The sequence below is a fragment of the Anabaena azotica SJ-1 genome, assembly GCF_047275885.1.
Classification (GTDB): Bacteria; Cyanobacteriota; Cyanobacteriia; order Cyanobacteriales; family Nostocaceae; genus Trichormus_B; species Trichormus_B azotica_A.
In genome coordinates this window covers 5,005,474-5,024,248 of record NZ_CP178454.1, presented here as the reverse complement: position 1 = coordinate 5,024,248, position 18,775 = coordinate 5,005,474, and the positions used below count along the sequence as shown (strand labels likewise).

The following is an 18,775-nucleotide window of genomic DNA, read 5'->3' as shown; positions in this document are numbered from 1 at the left end:
AAAAAAACGTTGTTCGTGTTGTCTTCTCAGTAGAGTCAAAACCAAATTGCGCGTTCCCAAAATGCAACGGGCAACTTTTCTTAACAAGATTGTAACAGTCAGTACAGATTTTTCATGTAAAAATCTCAAAAAATATCTACCCTTGGGTAAGTCAATCTTTATATTCTAGGGAAGAGCGTCAGTTGTCACTGTTTACTGACTTTTGCCTATTCCCTCTTGACTGTCACCTGTCACCTGTCACCTGTCACCTATTCCCTGTGGTTTTCCCCAAATGATAGTTTCTTGCTTGTACACGACAAGCCCTGGTTTAGCGCCCTTGGGTTTGTAGACGCGGTTGGGTTGGGTGTAAACTACTGGTACTTGGTCACTTTGACGGGCGCGACTAAAATAGGCAGCAAGGTTAGCTGTAAATTGTAAATCTGCTTCTTCGGCAACTGTACCAGGTTCTAGACGTAGTAGAACATGACTACCAGGGATTTCTTGGGCGTGAAACCACAAGTCATAATCGCCGGCGACACGAAATGTCAGATAGTCATTTTGATTATTGTTGCGACCAATTAAGACTTCAAAGCCGCTGGGAGTGCGATAACGATGAAAATTGGTACTTGCTGTATCGGTTGTACTTCTGCTGCGGTATTCTAAGGCTTCTAAATATTTTTGTCCAATTAGTTCATCACGGATTTCTTCTAAGGCTTGTAAATCTGCTGTTGTTTGATATTTGTCGATTTGGGAAATTGTCGCTTCTACTTGTTCTAAATAGTCAATTTCTGTTTGGACTTCTAATAATAAAGGTTCAACAGCAGCACGGGCGCGTTTGAGTTTTTGGTGCTGTTTATAAAGCTTTTGGGCATTTTGGACGGCGTTTTTATCTGGTTGGAGTGCGATCGCCACTGGTTGGTTTGTCTCAAAATCTGCCAGGATCATTTCTTTCATCCCCGGTTGCCAGTTGTGCAGATGCGCCATCAACAAATCCGCCTTCTGTCGGTATTCATCCGCTTGATCCGACTGCTGTAATTTGTCTTTAAATGTTTTTGCCTTAGTGCCTAACTTAACCAGAATATTTTGTAATTTCTGACTCAACTGATGGCGTAATTGGGAAAATAACTGTTGATTTAACTCATCGGTGTAATATTGATCGAGTAATTGTTGAATGTTTTTAGCTGGTTGTACTCCACCCCAACCCATCACTGTATAGCCATTTTCAGTCCAAGCCGGTGGGAATTTACCAGTTTCTAAAGTTTGTAGCCATTCTTGCCAACACGCAAATAGTCTATCCCAATCATCACCAGTTAAAGCATCTGTGCTTGTATCTGTTGCTATATTCGCAGTCAGCAACATCGTATCTAACAAAGCCGCACTTAAACCACTATAACTTTTCAGTAACTGTCGTTTAATCCCTCCCGGTACTAAACTTACCCGTTCTTGCCAGCGTACTTGAGATTCCCCCAAACTGGGAATAGTTCCCGTCAGTTTTGGTGGTGGTTCATAAGGCTGTCCGGTTTGGATAGGACGGACGCTAGATTGCTGCTGACTAACTTGATGGGCAGCGGTGATAATTTCATTTCTGGCATCGGTGAGAATGGCATTACTGTATTTACCCATTACTTCGACGTACAGGTGATAAAGTGCTTCTTCTCCTGGACGACGGGCAAATTTTAAATCAACCACTCGTTCCCAAGGGGCGATAAAATCAATGGCTACTAAGGCTAACCCACCCAACTGATGAATTAGTTGTTGACTAAAGGTGAATGTATCTGGTGTGCGTGGTGGTGGTTCACCAATACAAATGCGTGTGGCTTGGGGATGCCAGGAAATATCTAGCCAATCCCGCTTTTTCATAGTCCGTAAGGCTATAGCAATAGTATAGCGATCGCGCTGGAAAACCTGTTCTGTGCGTGCAGGTAGCCAGTTAGCCCGTAGTTCACTACAGGCAGCTTTGAGAGTAGTAAAATCAACGGGTTGCAAAACAATTAGTCATCCGATTTTAGATTTTAGATTTTGGATTTTGGATTTCAGCAAAAACCGTCAGAGATTCCGAGTTCCTTCAGAATCATTCTAACGGTCTCAGAATAGTTTTTCCTGTTACTGCCAGGGTGAAGGAATAGCAGTGGTTGACAGCACTTTATCTGCCATTAACCTTAAAGCTGTTTTACCACAGTTCGGGCAGGTAATCTCTAGATACTGTGAAGTTGTGACATCTACCTCACTCAAAAGACCTTGTTTACAATGCCAGCATTCAAAAATCACTCTACTAACTGGTTCATTACAGTCTAATATCTTGATGTGTTGAGAAGCCGTTGGTTCACTGTCCAGTTTTCTGGGCTTGGGGAATTTTTTGATTTCTTGAACTTCCATCGTTTTTCCTGCTTGACTCTCTATAACTTTACCTTTTGTGTCGGGAGTGAACAAAGCTAAACTCATCAGTTTTTTGGACTTGCTCAGAAAAAAGCCTGAAAATACGGGAATATAGATAATTTAGTGAGCATTCAGTTACCAATACTCAGTTAAAACCTTTTGTTAGGCTAAGTTTTAAGGATTTGGGTTAGAAAGAACGCCAGGGAGCATCCACTTTTGGCGAATCGCCTTTTTTAGATGAACCATATAGTAGGGTTTTTGGAGTACGAGAATTATGTTTCTTCCAAAAGTGGATGCTCCCGAACGCCATGACAGAGAAAATTAAATTCCATATGATATTTTACTTAGTAAAGTATTTTTTAGGTAAAATAAGTATAATTACGGTGATGTTTGATATTGGAAATGATGTTATATATAAAATTAGACTAAGTAAATGCTAGTAAAAGAGTTTTTAGATGAAGATATATATAGAAGGCTGTTTGTTTACTTACATATTATACTATTCTTAGTTTCGCCTACGGAATAACTCAAGTAGACTAAAATGTTTGGTTAGCCATCTTTAGGCTACTTCTGTTATTAGTCTGAGAATAAATTCTCATGTGTTGGTTTGGAGTAGTGCAAAATGTAAGTTTGCAAAGTTAACTCTATATTTTAGATACATTTCCTGTTTGTATGGATAGCAGAATCATAATCAAAAAAAGAAGTTCAAATAATCAAGATAATAACTCTAACCCCAAAATGCAAAAACCAATTCAAAAAATCATCTTTGGAAGTCCAGGAACTGGAAAAAGCCATAGAATTAAGCATGAAATTCTTCCTAGTCTAGGTATAAAAACTTTAGAAAATCTTGAAAGCACAGTTTTTCACCCAGAATATACTTATGGTGATTTTGTTGGTAAATTAATTCCAGTAACTAGAGGAGAGAAAGTTCGATACTCATTCTATGGTGGTCATTTTTTGGTAGCTTTATCTAAAGCATATAAAAAAATTTTAAATGTATACGAAAATCCTACCAAAGACAAAAATTTTAAGTCTTTACCAGAGGAAGAGAAAGAAGTATTAATAATACAAGCACGTCAAGAAGCTTGTGAAAAGGCTGAAAATATAGCTTTGGTAATAGATGAAATAAATCGAGGTAATTCATCTGCTATTTTTGGAACAATATTTCAACTTCTAGATAGAGAGGACAATGGTTGGTCATCATACCAAATAAACATATCAGAAATTGAATTACTAAAAATTCTAGAATTAATAGGTGTAAAAGAGCAAACTTTAGCTAACAACCAATCTCAATATAAGTTTCCAGGTGAAGGAGATTGGGTTAATGAATATACAACCTTTCAGAATAGGTTGGATTGTTTAGATATCTCTCTTCAAGATAGATCAATAAAAATTCCTCCTAATCTATCAATTGTTGGAACAATGAATACTTCTGATAATTCTATTTACTTCATGGATAGTGCATTTAAACGTCGTTGGGAATGGGAATTTGTAGATTGGGATGAAAGTACACCTGAACCAGCAAACTATCCTGCTTTTGATGTTGATAATTGGCGAAAGCTAGTCAAGCAGATTAATATTTTCATCAAGAGTCATTATGATTCAGTTCGAGGAATTGAAGATAAACAAATTGGCTATTTTTTTATAAAACCACCAGTCACCTCTAAAGATATCCAAAATAAATTAATGTTCTTTTTATGGGATAGCGTTTTTAACCGGGATAAAAAACCATTAATAGATTTATTAAAAGTCTCAAGATCAGAGTTAGTTACATTTGGAGATTTCACTAAACTTCATAACAAATTTATTGAAAAGATAATGGCTTTTCCTTCTGAAGTATAGAAATATCACAAGCATAAATTATGATTAACTTTTCAGAACTTACGCTAGTTACATCAGAAGAAAGAAACATAGGTGATAATTTTGTTGGTATTCGTAAATCATTATCAAAGAAAGGCTTTGAATTTTGTCTTCCTAATGGTTTTGAAAAAGATAATTTTGATGGTAATTTCAACCAAATAAGAGATTTGTTTTTCAAGCTATATCGTACCTTTAATAAATTTGAAAAAGATAATAAAAATAGTGATAGATTTAAAATAAATCAACCTGAATATCAAAAAGAACAAGATCAAACTACTCTTTCTTCCGGTGGAGTCACCTTTGCTACACAGGATGGAGAACCTTGTGTTCTTTATAGTAAAATTAAAATGATTGAGCGAGTTTTATCTGCTTATAATGATCTTGCAATTCATTCTATTCAAAAAAAGATTAGTCATACTGACAAAATTGATTATTCTCAAATCTATAAATATTTAGATAGAGCTATTTATTTAGATGATGATATAATCCATGTCGAAAAAATGAATTTACCTCGCGCAGTAGTTCGTTACGAAAGCACGGATTTAATTGATTTATACTGCTTTATTCTTGATGAAATTGTCCAGCAGTTAGAGGAAGATGTACCTGATAATGTTAAATCTCGTACACAAGATATTAAATTTTTTGCTGAACGATTTAAGGATAACTATTTAAGTAATAATCAGTCTATTTTTGATAGTGATACTTATGCTGAAACAATTAATATTTTGAAAGAATCACTTGATCAAATAGATCATAATACGTTTTATAAAGATGCTGATTATTGGGAACTTTATGAAGCCATAGAAATTTTTTTATATGGCGAACTAGATTCCAGTAAAAATGATGGAGAATATTGGGGAGTTAAAGGATTTTCTTTAGTTTGGGAAGATATTTGTCATACATACTTTTTTAGCCAATACAAAAATTTTATTTGCTATGCTGATGCGGATATAGTGCTAAAAAATAATCAAAATAATCAAAGAACAAAGGAACAAGAAAATAGAGTAGGTAATTATTCGACCCATGATGGAACTAAAGATTGGGGAGGATGGATTTATGTAACAACTTCTAATATTGAGTATCCGGATAAAAAAGGATATTTTGGATGGAATGAACTATTATGTATTGAATTTGATTACCAACACGCAAGTTTTGTTTATGACTGTCCTCAAAGTTTTGATTCTAAAGAAAGAAATAGAAAAAATGCCTTGCGTAGATTTCCACGTCCTGATATTGTACTAAATTTTTCTTCTGAAGAAATATGGATTATAGATTTTAAAAATGTACCTTATGAGTTTTTTGAAAAAAATGCAAAATTGCCTTTTGATAAAACACAAAAAAAATATAAAATTGATGTAATTAAGGAATTAACTTATGAATTAGCTATTCAACAAACACATGAAGTTTCACAAAACTGGTTTTTGATTCCATGCCATACTGAATTAGATGATTTTTTTATTAATTCTGAATTAGAGATTAAAGGAATAAAAGTAATAAAAGCTAATTTTGATAAATTTCAATCTATATATTTAAATGGAAGTACATGAATTTAGATCATACAGATAATTTTATAATAGTCTCTGATTCATTTGAAATTAAAAGTCATTTGATTCCTCTTATTGCGTTTAAAAGCCAGGAGCAAAAAGAAATTGCAGAAAATTATCTAATTGAAGAAGCAACAGATTTTTTTACAAATATTCTCAAAATTAATTATGATTGTATCCAAATTCCTTATCCACAGTTAATTACTAAACAGGATTTTAAGGCTACAGATATTGAATATTTTTATGAAAATTTATTTTATGATTTAGGTGAAAGAGACTCCAATGGAAAATTAAAGGCTAAAATTAAGTGGGGAATTACATTTGATGAAGAAAATACTCCTATTGAAGTAGGACGTTTTAATAAGCAAGGTAACTTTGTCAATATAGATAATCGTCGTCATCGTCCTCGTCTTTCTTATCGCCCTAAAAATAGAAACTTAATGCTTCATCGTAAATATGGAACTATAGATATTAATGGTATACCTATTTTTTACTATCTTCACTTTACCCTTCAAGAAATTTTAGATGCTATTAAAGGTGAGTTATCAATTTAGCTAATGTTTAATTTATAGGAAAATAAACCCAAATGTTAGCAAATTTTATTGTTTTTCTCCTCCTTCCTTTCTTTGCTGCTTTGCGTGAAACATAAAAAAATATCCCCTTCAAGAAACAGGGGATATCAACAATAAATTACCCGTCCCAAAAATTATCAACTAGCTACTAACACAGGTTCTTTCTCCCTCACAGGTTGCAAAAGTTCGCTATATAGCGCGTCTAACTGAGTAGCTACTCCATCCCAGCTAAACTTACTCATCACCCGTCTATTACCCGATTGACCTAGTTTTGCACGCCATTCGGTATTACCAATAATGCGATCAATGGCATTACTAAACGCTGCTACATCTTGGGGCGGTACTAGTAAGCCAGTGTTTTCATTAACGACCGTAAACTGAAGACCACCAACATCACTAGCAATGACTGGTGTTCCACTAGCCATTGCTTCCACAGCCACCAGTCCAAAGGGTTCATAGTGACTGGGAACTACACAAACATCAGCCGCAGCGTAATAGGTTGGTAAGACTTCTGGACTGAGACGACCAGGAAGGGATGTAAATTCACTCATTCCCAGTTCGTTAACAATTCCCTCGATGCGATCGCGTTCTCTACCATCACTGTTACCTGGTGTACTTCCACCACCAATAATCAGTTTCAAGTCTTTATCACCATAAAACTTAGACTCACGCACAGCACGTACCAAGGTTTCTATCCCTTTGCGTGGGTCAAAACGCCCTACATACAAAACAACTTTGGCTTGTGGATCAATTCCCAGTGCTTCTCTAGCTGCTTGTCTATCCACTGAACCAAAATGGCGAATATCTGTACCACAAGGAATAATATCAATGTTTCCTTGCTGGGAAACCAAAGTTCTCATGTGTTGTTTTTCTTGCGGACTTGTCGCCACAATTCTTTCCGCTGTTTCCAATACTTCTTTTTCCACTGCTAGGCGTTGACTAGCAACCAGAGGAATGTTTTCTATTGTGTTGTATTTGACTATTCCTAAAGAATGATATGTGTGAACCTGTTTACTTCCTTGAATTTGTTTTAGCTGCAAACCGACCCAACTAGATAGCCAGTAGTTAGTATGAATCAACTCGTATTTAATGCTGTTTTGTTTTTGAAATTCCAATAACTGTTCCACAAATTCTGGCAAGTATTTAAAACCGTTATCCCGTGGTACAAATTCAACTGGTCCGGCTGTTAAACGAATAGTTCGACAACGAGAATTATGTTGAACAATATCTTCTTGATCAACACTTACTTTGCGGCTAAACATATCAACTTGCCATCCTAGCCGGGATAGTGCTTCACCCACTTGGCGAACATAAACATTTTGTCCTCCAGCCTCCTCTTTACCTATTTCAATCGCCGGATCACCGTGGACTGAAATCAAGGCTATGCGTTTGTTAGTGGTAGAGTTCATAAGTTGTGTGTTGCTGATTGTCACAAGGTAGTATGCGGTTTCAAGTTGGCGTTACTCACGCTTACCTGAATTATTTAGAAACTTTTATTAAATTTCATGTAAATTCAATTATGTCATAAAAAATATTTGTCTACTACCAAATTAGATCGTTTATCTGAGGATTTATATTTGATTTTATTATGTCTAATTTTTCTATATTAATCTCTAATCATTTTGATAGATAGACTCTATTATTCCATGGATAATTAATCAAATTTATCCACTATAAATAGAGACTTAAAATAGTCATTAAAATTAGTCACCGTGTTTATTTGACGGCAATAAAAATTAATATTTAATGATACTAATTCAGCAATTGAAAGTCTCTATTTAATCAAACGACTAATATTGAACTACTTAAATTAATAAGTAATTAATTGTGACGCTAGTTCCATAATTACAAAAATTCCTTGAGGAAATTACTTTTTTGAGGATTGTATTTACTTATACTATTCTTATAAATTATTTTTTTTTGTTAAATAAGATACTTTTTATTAAAAAATTTACATATATCTCAATATTTAGTAGTTCAAGAGGTGCGGTAATACATAATTCTCCCCACCTTCCCCATCCTCCCCATCCTCCCCACCTTCCTCATCTCCCCATCCTCCCCCATCTCTCCACAAAAAATTGAGCAGTGCTGAAAGCCAGAATCGGCTATTCGCACTGCTCATGTCCTGTTTTATTGGTGGTGATTTGCACAAAGAACAGTCCCGTTACGGGTCTGGTAATTTTAGTCTTTGATTAACAGGGGAATCTGACTTACTCAGATGAATTGAGTAGCTTTAGCAACAGGAGAATGATTAAAAATTAAAAATCACAAATTCTGCTGATTTTTAATTTTTAACTCTCTTTCCCCTCAATTTATGGGGCTTGTTTACTGCTGACAGCTTTTCTGACCACATTTTCTAAGAGATAAATAGTTGTCAAGTTACTGTTTCCAAGCCTATAGGATTTAGTTAGTAGCTTGCGCGGCTAACATCTGCTTCAGCTTTTCTAAATCAGCAGCCCAACGTGGATCGGGACGAATTGCGTCTGAGTCAACTGTGGTAGTTGTTTCACGGTTTCCACCACCACCACCACCACGGCGAGATTTTTTAGCGCCTTTGTCACGACGGTTTTCTTTGTTGATGCTAGGCGCTGGGGCGCTACTAGCTTGACTAGCAGGCTTGGGTGCTTGCTCGTCACCTTCTTCACCTTTTGTCCGAGGTAATGCTTTTTCTAACTTGATGGCTGTGTCTTTGAACAATTGACCATTATACTTTTCAATAATTTGGTCTGCTTGTTCGTCATTGTTCACCGTTAGAAAACCGAAACCGCGACATTTGCCTGTTTTGCGGTCTTTAATTAGTTTAGTGGTGACAGCATCGCCTTCAGCTGCAAACACTGCTTGCAACTCTTGACGATCTATTTCTTCTTTGGGCAAATTACCTATATACAGGCGAACGGACATGAACTATACCTCCAGAGTTGAAATGAACATGACAAGACAAAAACAATCACTTGGCTTTGGCTTTTCAATAGATGCTATTAATTAAAATCGCCGTAAACCAATTTTTTTAATCCAAACTATCAACCTATACAATACAGTTTTTTGTTGGGATCAAGCTTATTGAGGACAAAAGCGCCAATACGCCCGGCTAATACCACCTTAATTCTAAGAATTGTAAATTTAATAGCCCACCGTCCGCCACAGTAAATGATTTTTTCCTAGCTCTTATTCGCAGAGTCAAATACCATCTCTTAACCTTATCACGGTATTTTCTACGTAACTAGTTCAGCACCTACATTTTTGCCGATAGTATTAATGCATCGTAGCATAAAATACAATTTTTGCAAAAAGTTAAAAATTTGAAACAAAAACCAGCCACTGGCTGGTTGATTTGCTGCTGTGTTGGGAGGATCTAATGGGGATAGGTTAGCATTAGCAGCCAAACCAATCATCAGGTTAGAGGGCTGAGTTACTTTGGTTTCTATGGATTTCATGAATAAATGTAACATTTGGAAAAGAAATCTGCAACTTTTGTTTACATTTCATCTAGTCAGGCGAGAATTTTGGTATTAACTGCCAATAGATTGGGCGGTGAGCATAATATATGCTCCCCAAGCTTGGGCGATGACTGCTAAAACAGTAGACCAAATAGGATGAGGGCTGTTAATGGTTTTGCCATTTTGAGTTTCTAGGGTTTGGATATCTATCCAAGGTGTTGCTCCTCGTCGTAACCAACCTGTGACGATAATTTGCCGACCAATTAATTCTTGGGGAGTAACTGAGAGTCCCCACAATGGAAGATGGTGTAGTTTCACTAAACCTGTGCTGGACTGTAGGATGAGGTCTTGGGATAGACAGTTGCTAATTCCACGACGGCCTAATAGTTTACCAACAAACCGGACACTGATGCTATCTACTGGTAAAACAAAGGGGTTGGTTAATAGCTGAGGTAGTTGGTCATCAGCTTGTAAGGACAGAGGTCTAATTTCGGGAAAGAAGGCATTAATCCGCATCACTGTACCTATACTAAAGCCGATCATCAGAAACCCTGTGATGAAAGACCAATCATCATAAATCCATTTGAGGTTGACTAAATGAAATGTATATGCTGTTTGCCATATTAGCCAGAACATACCGGCTAGTACAAAACCCAGGGGTATTCCCAACCAAGGGGCGATTTGTAATAGGAAGGATGGAGGTTTAATGGGGAAGGATTCTGGAATGGTTAGATGTAGTTCTGTTTCTAGATGCCAATGACGGGCTATTTGACTTATGCGTTGGATGCGATCGCCCATTAATGGATGGCTGTTATTAATTGTAAACCATTGCCGATAAGGATTGGAGTTTTCCCACATTAAGAATGATTCCCAGGGCAGATGTCCGGCTATGCTTCCCAAACACAGGCTTTGTTGGTGGCTAACTGGGGCGACCATATTTAAACTTTCCAATTGCCAACTCGTTTGTTCTTGGTTTTTGATATCATCAGCAATGCCAATGGCAATTTTGAGTAAGGCACGAATTAGCCCATTCGGATTACCTGTAATTTCAGCTGCGTGGCGATCGCTAGAGTTCATCCGAAACCGGGAATTTAACAAAGTTGTACCAGCCAACAAACACCAAATTCCATAACTCAGACTACTCAAAGCTGTAGCAGTCCATCGCCAAATTTGCTTTTCGGTCTTGTTTCCCCAAGTTGATGCTTGCTGATATAGCTGATAAACTGGCAAAGTCACCAGCAAAGCCAAAGACATGACCAGAAAATCCCAGCGGCCAATTTGCCCTAAAGCCAAAGCGTAGATAGTGGCTATTTCATCATCACTTAGTGCTTCTAGCAATCCCTGACTAACGACTATACGGGCTGTGCGGGGTAAATTACCATAGGTCAACATGATTGGTGCTGCCATTGGTAAAATCTGGAGTTTGGGAACAGGCCAACGTCTTAGTTGACAAGTACGTTGTGTCACCCGGACTGCTTCACGACTGTGGCTGTATAAGATTTCTTTAGACAGCGGTTGTTGTCCATAAAATTTTGCCAACAGCCAATCTAGCAACCAAGGAGACAATCCCAGTAAAACCAATAATAGGAATAATATTAATGAAGCAGGATTGCTATATAAAAGTGGCAATGGATTTACATTGGGCAGTTTGTCTAAAATTTTGTTGATTACAGCCATTGGTAAATAGATTAATGCCCACAATACCCAAAAAATGGCCATGAATGTTCCCAGCGCCAGCAGCCGGGATGGGATGGAGTTATATTTACGGAGAGGTTGCCATACCTTAGCACGTCTAGCGTGCCGCCAATAAATGTTAACTGGTTTAGTGGCTGTAGTATTGGGGATATCTATATGAGTATTTTTTGCTGGGGTACCTTCTTTTTGTTGTGATGTTGTGGTAGAAACTAAAGAAGTATCTAAGGAATTATCAAAAGCCACAAATCCATTTTCCAGTTTCCTGGTTTTTTTGTGGCGTTTGTGCAGTTTATTCAAGTGTTCAAGAGCGCGTTCTGCCCATTCTTGAACTTGCGGATTACTGTTTTTAATCAGATAATCACACAGGGCGATCGCTTGAGCAACTTCGCCTGTGCGGGCATAAGCCATGACTAAGCCAACCTGAGCCTGCAAACAAGCGTTACTCTGATTTTTGCTGTTGGCAATAGGCGCAAGTTGAGTAATTGCGGCGTAGTAATTTCCCTGCTTGAGGGCAGCTAAACCAGCCTCCAAAGACGGTTGTTGATATGAAGGCATAGAAGTTGTGGTACTCCAATTTCTGCTAGGTAATACACGCGATCTAATTCAAAAGTGAAAATTGAAAACTCAAAATTCAACAATATAGATGCGAGTCCCTGAATTTATTTATTCAGGAGGAGGAGGCAGGAGTCAGGAGGAGGAGACAGAAGGAAGCAGTAATTACGAATTACAAATTATTCCGTATCTAGTTTTTGACTGGAAAATACGGGAGCGATCGCGCTTAATTTTAACTCTGGATGGTCTCCCTCCAACTGTTGACAATTCCATTCATTACGGAATAGCAATACAGGTCTGCCCATACTGTCTTTAACAGTAGTCGTATTGAATAAACGTCCTACCTGATTCAAAGCTTCCCAACCGCCTTCAACCCATCTAGCAACACTGTAGGGCAATAAATCTAATATGGTTTCCACACCATACTCATTTTGTAGACGGAACTGCACCACCTCAAATTGCAACTGACCAACCGCTGCTAAAATTGGATCGCGCTTGGCTTCATCATTTGAGTACATAATTTGTACAGCACCCTCTTCTCGTAATTCAGAAACACCTTTTTGAAATTGCTTGAATTTCGAGGGGTTGGGATTTCTGAGCGTGGCAAAAAGCTCTGGTGAGAAGTAAGGAATTCCCTCATATTCCAGTTTTTGACCTGTATAAATTGTGTCGCCAATCGCAAAAACGCCGGGATTATTCAAACCGATCACGTCACCAGGATAAGCCACATCAATTGATTCTCTCTCTTGGGCAAAGAGTTTTTGTGGTCGAGACAGACGGACAACCTTACCTGTGCGGGCATGATTAACTGTCATATCCTTTTCAAACTTACCTGTGCAGACCCGGACAAAAGCTACTCTATCTCTATGTTTCGGGTCCATGTTGGCTTGGAGTTTGAAGACAAATCCTGAAAATTCCGGGTAGGTAGGAGGAATTTCGCCGACGCTGCTATGATGTGTACCTGGTTTGAGGGCATAGTCAAGGAAGTATTTGAGGAATAATTCCACCCCAAAGTTAGTCATGGCGCTACCAAAAAACACAGGTGTCATTTTTCCTTGATGCACTAATTCTAAATCGAGTTCCCCTCCTGCTCCTTCTAATAGCTCTAACTCATCTTTGAGTTGATGATAAAGGTCTTGTTCTAGTAGTTCTTCAATTCTGCTATCACCTAAATTGATGATGGTATCGCGGGCTTCTCGGCTACCGTGGGCGCTACGTTCAAATAAATGAATTTGCTGCTGGTGGCGATCAAATACACCTTTAAAGCGATCGCCCATCCCTATCGGCCAATTCACTGCGTAAGTTTGTAACCCCAATTCTTGCTCAATCTCATCCAACAGATCCAGCGGTTCTCTCCCCGGACGGTCGAGTTTATTCACAAATGTGAAAATAGGAATACCCCTCAGCTTACACACTTCAAACAGTTTCCGGGTTTGGGGTTCTAACCCTTTAGCCGCATCAATCAGCATCACCGCGTTATCAGCTGCGGCTAGAGTGCGATAGGTATCTTCACTAAAATCTTGGTGTCCAGGGGTATCAAGTAAATTAATTTGACAATTACGATATACAAATTGCAACACCGTGGAAGTAATAGAAATACCCCGTTGTTGTTCCATTGCCATCCAGTCAGAAGTTACCTTGCGCTGGTCTCTTCGCGCCTTGACTGCTCCAGCTTCATGGATAGCACCTCCGTATAATAATAATTTTTCTGTTAACGTAGTTTTACCAGCATCAGGGTGAGAAATAATCGCAAAATTGCGACGCAGTTCCACCGCTTGACCCAGTTCTTCCACAAGTTCAGTAGCCATAATCAGTAATTTGTTTTTAACCTTATTTAATTAAATGTAATCTTTTTCAGGGCTAGGAAACACATTTGTTATTCTATTCATTCTTCTGTCGGATTCCTCAATCTTAATTCAGAAATTTATGACTGAGGTAGTTGACAAATTTCTGAATTTCCATTATGATTTTATTATAGTGGGAATCTATGCGCGCATATAGGGTCTTTTTTGAGATTTTTCAGATTGTCAGAATCAGGATGTCCAGGATTTAAGGATTTACAGGATAAAATCAATTTTAACGCCATACCTGCACCTGCATCACATCAAAATGATAGTCATAAGTCCATACTGATATCTTCATTTATTCAGATAAAATAGCAGTGACAGCATCACACAGAGTAATTTTCTGATCTGGAAAACGAGCAGCTTTTTCTACTGCTGCTATATATTGCTCTTGGAAAGGGTTGATAAAATACACTGAAGTGCTATAGCTATTCCAGCAATTAAAACATCCATTTGACCTATTGGAGTTCCTTTTTGTTCTAAGTCAGCGCGAATTTTAGCAGCAGCAAAAGCAGCATCTCTATTAAAAGAACCTAAATTAACTTGGTTCAAAAGTTGTTGAAGTTTTTGGGTGCGTTTTGCAGGTGAATTTGATTTAGCAATTCCTACTTGTAATTCAAAGAGAACTATTGTAGGAATCATAATTTCTTGATTTGGTATTTTAGCGAGATTTGCAGCAACTTGTCCTTGACCTTTAAAATAGTAAATTAGAGTATTGGTATCTAAAACATACATTTTAGAAACTCTCCCGTAAAATATCTGCTCCCGCACTGCTGCGAATTTCTTCTAAACTAGGAAAATTATCTTTCCAAGTTCCCGCAAGTGAATAAACCAATTCTTCCCAAGAAAGATTTGAAGAATCATTGATAGTTTGGTTAGTATTTAGGTGTTTATTACGGATAAATTCTGCAAAGTTGAGAATTTCTTCTGCTTGTGCTGGGGATAGAGTTTGCACAATTGTGTAAATTTGTTCAGCAATGGTCATAATTAATCAGGATTGTCAGGATGTGGATTTTTGTGTTTAGTACATGATTTAATTTGTATTGTACTATAGATTTTTATTTGTCAGAATCAGGATAGCCAGGATTATAGGATTTACAGGATGTAATTTGATGATTCTTTGTATGATTTGAGGATTTTTCTGACATATTTGTTACTCTTCAAATCTTAATTTTTTACGTTCTTTTAGTCTTTCTTCACTATTCATTTGTAGCAGCTTAACTGTTGTTCTTCCTTCTGGAGTTAAACCAATTATCACCACTTCTGAAAACATAAAATGAGATTTTCATTCCTGTTTACGTGGGTTAAATAAAAAGCTAAAATTTCCTGTTTCTGGATCAAATGAACCTAAGTCACTACCTTTATATCGGTTACAACGCCAACAAGTTAGTGCTAAGTTATCAGCATTGGTTTCAACACCATGTTTTTCTGCAATGATATGGTCAATTTCATGGGAAAAAAATGCCACTTTTGCAGGTAGCAAACAATATTCACATTGATGTTTTGCGCGTTCTTCTACTAATCTGCGAAGTGCTGCGGGAATATAGGATATACTCACAGGTTATTGCTCAAATAAGCTAAATTACCAGTTTTAATCATGATAATTAAGTGTTCAATACGTTTTGGACGCTGAAGCCAAATCTTCCTTCACTGTATTCTACCCACAATTGGTCAATTGTGCGGAGGTCTTGGCATGGGAAATTTAAGAGTTCATTACTTGTAAACCAGTCACCTGACTTTTTACCCACAGCTTTAATCATGACTTCGTAAGTTTCTTTATCTGCTTGCTTCCAGTTCCGTGCTGCTAGTAAGTCACGCAGTTTGGTGTAGTCCATTCCTACTTCTGATTTTAATTGTATTTCTTGCTCGTTTTCAATATTAACTAAACCCAAATTTTCCCGAAACTTCAATACTGTCGGAGTCCTGTTTTCCGGTTCTAACTCCATACCTTGCAAAATAGCATCATTCACCCTCTGACTAAGACTTTGATTATAAAATTTTGGTTTTGCTAAAAGGTCAAATTGTTTACGTTTGTATGCGGGTACTGGAGTAGATTTTGAGTCTTGTTTCAGTCCATCAGCAGTGAGAAGATAATATAAAGTTGCAGCCAAAGCGTAAACATCGGTATGGGGTCCAAAATTTCCTTTATCCCAATATTGTTCAATAGGTGCATAACCTTCTGTTAATGAGATAGTCATGCTTTTATTAGCCATACTGCGAGTTGAACCAAAATCAATTAAAACTGCTTCTTGTTTATTTTCTCGTAACAGAATATTTTGGGGTTTAATATCGCGGTGTAAATGTCCTTTTTCATGAATATATTCTAAAGCTTTACCAATTTGATCTATATATAATAGGGCTTCAGCTTCTGATAATTGTCCCTTATTCTGAACATATTTAAATAAATTTTCCCCATCAATATATTCCGTCACCACGCCAAAAAGTTGACCTTCTTGGATGACTTCATAAACTTTGAGAATGTGCGTATGATCAAAACCTTTAATTGTCAAGGCTTCGTTAATAAACTTAACCTGTTGTTCTGCAAAGTCTTCCCGTAGTTGCATGGTTGAGTTCAGGGTTTTGATAGCGTATAATTTACCCGTCTTAGGTTCTAAAGCTTTGTAGGTAATACCAAAACCACCGCTACCCAAAGGTTTACCCTGAATAATAAATCTATCGTTGTTGATTGGTTGCCCTGGTTGCCAAATAATCATACCTTTTATAGTAGATATTGCTGAGATTAATTTAATATATTGTCAGAATTATATCATGTCTAAATCAGGATACTCAGGATTAAAGGATGAACAGGATTTTGGATAAATAATTTAGCTTGATCCTAAAAATCGTTAAATCCTGATATCGCTTTCGCTACGCTATCAGACGTTAGTATAAAATTAAAGTATGAAAAAGATTTATGGAGCGCAGAATGTACGACAGCGATAAACGTAAACTGTTATCAGCTTTATCTCATGGAGCGATTTTTTTCAGTACCACTATTGTATCTGTTGGTTTACCGATCGCTTTATTATTGATCTCGGATGATCCAGTGGTTAAAGACAACGCCAAAGAATCTATCAATTTCCATTTGAACGTCTGGTTTTATGGTGCGATTCTGGGAACTTTATTTTTTCTAACTGGTTGGTTAGTGTTACCATTGGTGGTATTATTACCATTAGCAGGACTAGGTTATCTGCTACACTGGGGACTAACAATTTGGGCGATCGCTAAAGTTTTTGCTAATCCTGATACACCCGTTCGTTATCCCTTTATTTTCAGAATTGTTTAGTCCCAAGAGAGTAATAATTGAGGCTAATCTAACTCTGATTACAACATCCATTTCTGATTAATCAGCAGGAAATTTTAAGATTGTTTTTTCGATTTTCCTATAGGAAAATGTCAACCAAGTTGTAAAATACAAAATTGCCCCACAGCTTCATCAACGGTAGGGCAAAAGACAGTTAAGCACTGTTTGTAGTTTGTCGGACGGGAGCAGGTGAAAACCTTGCTTTTGTGACGCTTTCTTGTGTGTCCATTGCTCTTTTCTTGATAAAAATTTATGTTTCCTACACATCGCCCCCGTCGCTTACGTACCCATCCCCAACTACGCCGCATGGTACGTGAAACCGTTCTCACAACCAATGATTTGATTTACCCATTGTTTGCTGTTCCAGGTGAAAGAATTGCTAATGAAGTAAAATCTATGCCTGGTGTTTATCAACTTTCGGTAGATAAAATTGTTGAAGAAGCAAAAGAAGTTTATGATTTAGGAATTCCCGCAATTATCTTATTTGGAATTCCTGAAGATAAAGATGTAGATGCTACAGGTGCATGGCATGATTGTGGTATTGTTCAAAAAGCAGCAACCGCAGTAAAAGAAGCTGTTCCTGATTTAATTATTCTGGCTGATACTTGTTTGTGTGAATATACAAGTCATGGACATTGCGGTTATTTAACAACTGGTGATTTAACAGGTAGAGTGTTAAATGATCCAACTTTAGAATTATTAAAGAAAACCGCAGTTTCCCAAGCTAAAGCAGGTGCGGATATTATTGCACCTTCGGGAATGATGGATGGTTTTGTCCAAGCAATTCGTGAAGGTTTGGATGAAGCGGGATTTGAAGATATCCCCATCATGTCCTATGCTGCTAAATATGCTTCCGCCTATTATGGACCATTCCGGGATGCAGCAGACTCGACTCCCCAGTTTGGAGATAGACGCACTTACCAAATGGACCCAGGTAACTCCCGTGAAGCTATCAAAGAAATTGAGTTGGATATTGCCGAAGGCGCTGATATGCTGATGGTGAAGCCGGCTTTGGCATATATGGACATTATTTGGCAGGTGAAGCAAGCGAGTAATTTACCTGTGGCTGCTTATAATGTGTCTGGTGAGTATGCAATGGTGAAAGCTGCGGCTTTAAATGGTTGGATAGATGAACAGCGCGTGGTGATGGAAACTTTGACTGGTTTTAAACGGGCTGGTGCTGATTTGATTTTAACTTACCACGCTAAAGATGCGGCTCGGTGGTTGTAAATTAAGATGTGATCTCACGCAAAGACGCAAAGACGCAGAGAGTGTTTTTGTGTTTGGGCGTGAGATTGTTTTATTTTGGATGTAGTACAGGAGAATAATTATGTCTCAGCAATATTCAATTGAACAAATTCCTGTCAACTTCAACAAAATTATTCAGGAAATTGAAAAAGGTGAAAAAATCGAAATTACTCAGCAAGGTAAACAAATTGCTGTGATTATTTCCACCGCAGAATATGAAAAATTTTTAAATAAAATACCAAGTTTTGGAGAATCTATAGAACTATTTCGCCAGGAATATAATGTAGAGTTGGCGGATATTAATCCCGATGAAATTTTTGCAGGGGTGCGGGATAAATCACCTGGACGAGAGGTAATATTTTAA

Annotated in this window: 17 protein-coding genes; 6 read left to right on the top strand and 11 right to left on the bottom strand. The window is 37.4% G+C overall.

Going from position 1 to position 18,775, the window contains the following annotated elements; all coding sequences use genetic code 11:
• Positions 1 to 237 precede the first annotated feature (237 nt).
• Positions 238 to 1,965, bottom strand: coding sequence for an NFACT family protein (locus tag ACLLO5_RS21755; RefSeq protein ID WP_413172577.1), 1,728 nt, complete (start codon positions 1,963 to 1,965; stop codon positions 238 to 240).
• Between the two features lie 117 nt (positions 1,966 to 2,082).
• On the bottom strand, positions 2,083 to 2,355 hold the full coding sequence (locus ACLLO5_RS21750) for a hypothetical protein (protein ID WP_413176156.1): 273 nt from the start codon (positions 2,353 to 2,355) through the stop codon (positions 2,083 to 2,085).
• 672 nt (positions 2,356 to 3,027) lie between these two features.
• Here ACLLO5_RS21750 and ACLLO5_RS21745 point away from each other — a divergent pair.
• From ACLLO5_RS21745 to ACLLO5_RS21735, 3 genes are read left to right on the top strand one after another with little or no spacing between them, the layout of a single operon-like run.
• The gene (locus ACLLO5_RS21745) at positions 3,028 to 4,197 is read left to right on the top strand and encodes a restriction endonuclease (RefSeq protein ID WP_413172576.1); all 1,170 of its coding nucleotides are present in this window, start codon (positions 3,028 to 3,030) and stop codon (positions 4,195 to 4,197) included.
• Between the two features lie 20 nt (positions 4,198 to 4,217).
• Entirely contained in the window at positions 4,218 to 5,762 is a 1,545-nt protein-coding gene (locus ACLLO5_RS21740; RefSeq protein ID WP_413172575.1) for an LlaJI family restriction endonuclease, read from the top strand.
• Positions 5,759 to 6,313, top strand: a complete 555-nt coding sequence (locus tag ACLLO5_RS21735; protein ID WP_413172574.1) for a hypothetical protein — start codon at positions 5,759 to 5,761, stop codon at positions 6,311 to 6,313. Before ACLLO5_RS21740 ends, ACLLO5_RS21735 begins: the two co-directional genes overlap by 4 nt.
• 155 nt (positions 6,314 to 6,468) lie before the next feature.
• Here ACLLO5_RS21735 and ACLLO5_RS21730 read toward each other — a convergent pair whose 3' ends face one another.
• The 9 genes from ACLLO5_RS21730 to ACLLO5_RS21690 form a co-directional block, all read right to left on the bottom strand.
• Entirely contained in the window at positions 6,469 to 7,740 is a 1,272-nt protein-coding gene (locus ACLLO5_RS21730; protein ID WP_413172573.1) for a glycosyltransferase family 4 protein, read from the bottom strand.
• 994 nt (positions 7,741 to 8,734) lie between these two features.
• Complete coding sequence (locus ACLLO5_RS21725) at positions 8,735 to 9,232, bottom strand: RNA recognition motif domain-containing protein (RefSeq protein WP_413172571.1); 498 nt, start codon at positions 9,230 to 9,232, stop codon at positions 8,735 to 8,737.
• Between the two features lie 311 nt (positions 9,233 to 9,543).
• Positions 9,544 to 9,780: a hypothetical protein gene (locus ACLLO5_RS21720; protein ID WP_413172570.1), complete on the bottom strand. Its 237-nt coding sequence runs from the start codon at positions 9,778 to 9,780 to the stop codon at positions 9,544 to 9,546.
• A 60-nt stretch (positions 9,781 to 9,840) separates the two neighbouring features.
• On the bottom strand, positions 9,841 to 12,018 hold the full coding sequence (locus tag ACLLO5_RS21715; protein WP_413172569.1) for a M48 family metalloprotease: 2,178 nt from the start codon (positions 12,016 to 12,018) through the stop codon (positions 9,841 to 9,843).
• 176 nt (positions 12,019 to 12,194) lie between these two features.
• Positions 12,195 to 13,823: a peptide chain release factor 3 gene (prfC, locus tag ACLLO5_RS21710; RefSeq protein ID WP_413172568.1), complete on the bottom strand. Its 1,629-nt coding sequence runs from the start codon at positions 13,821 to 13,823 to the stop codon at positions 12,195 to 12,197.
• A 414-nt stretch (positions 13,824 to 14,237) separates the two neighbouring features.
• Positions 14,238 to 14,594: a PIN domain-containing protein gene (locus ACLLO5_RS21705; RefSeq protein ID WP_413172567.1), complete on the bottom strand. Its 357-nt coding sequence runs from the start codon at positions 14,592 to 14,594 to the stop codon at positions 14,238 to 14,240.
• 1 nt (position 14,595) lies between these two features.
• Positions 14,596 to 14,844, bottom strand: coding sequence for a DUF2281 domain-containing protein (locus ACLLO5_RS21700; RefSeq protein ID WP_413172566.1), 249 nt, complete (start codon positions 14,842 to 14,844; stop codon positions 14,596 to 14,598).
• Between the two features lie 300 nt (positions 14,845 to 15,144).
• The gene (locus ACLLO5_RS21695) at positions 15,145 to 15,417 is read right to left on the bottom strand and encodes an HNH endonuclease (protein ID WP_413172565.1); all 273 of its coding nucleotides are present in this window, start codon (positions 15,415 to 15,417) and stop codon (positions 15,145 to 15,147) included.
• 46 nt (positions 15,418 to 15,463) lie between these two features.
• Positions 15,464 to 16,573, bottom strand: coding sequence for a protein kinase domain-containing protein (locus ACLLO5_RS21690; protein ID WP_413172564.1), 1,110 nt, complete (start codon positions 16,571 to 16,573; stop codon positions 15,464 to 15,466).
• A 212-nt stretch (positions 16,574 to 16,785) separates the two neighbouring features.
• Between ACLLO5_RS21690 and ACLLO5_RS21685 the strand changes: the two genes are divergently transcribed.
• The 3 genes from ACLLO5_RS21685 (at position 16,786) to ACLLO5_RS21675 (ending at position 18,775) form a co-directional block, all read left to right on the top strand.
• Positions 16,786 to 17,145 carry a DUF4870 domain-containing protein gene (locus ACLLO5_RS21685; RefSeq protein ID WP_413176155.1) on the top strand — a complete coding sequence of 120 codons (360 nt, stop codon included), beginning with the start codon at positions 16,786 to 16,788 and terminating at the stop codon, positions 17,143 to 17,145.
• A gap of 270 nt (positions 17,146 to 17,415) precedes the next feature.
• Positions 17,416 to 18,393: a porphobilinogen synthase gene (gene hemB, locus ACLLO5_RS21680; protein ID WP_413172563.1), complete on the top strand. Its 978-nt coding sequence runs from the start codon at positions 17,416 to 17,418 to the stop codon at positions 18,391 to 18,393.
• Positions 18,394 to 18,493: 100 nt separating this feature from the next.
• On the top strand, positions 18,494 to 18,775 hold the full coding sequence (locus ACLLO5_RS21675) for a type II toxin-antitoxin system Phd/YefM family antitoxin (protein ID WP_413172562.1): 282 nt from the start codon (positions 18,494 to 18,496) through the stop codon (positions 18,773 to 18,775).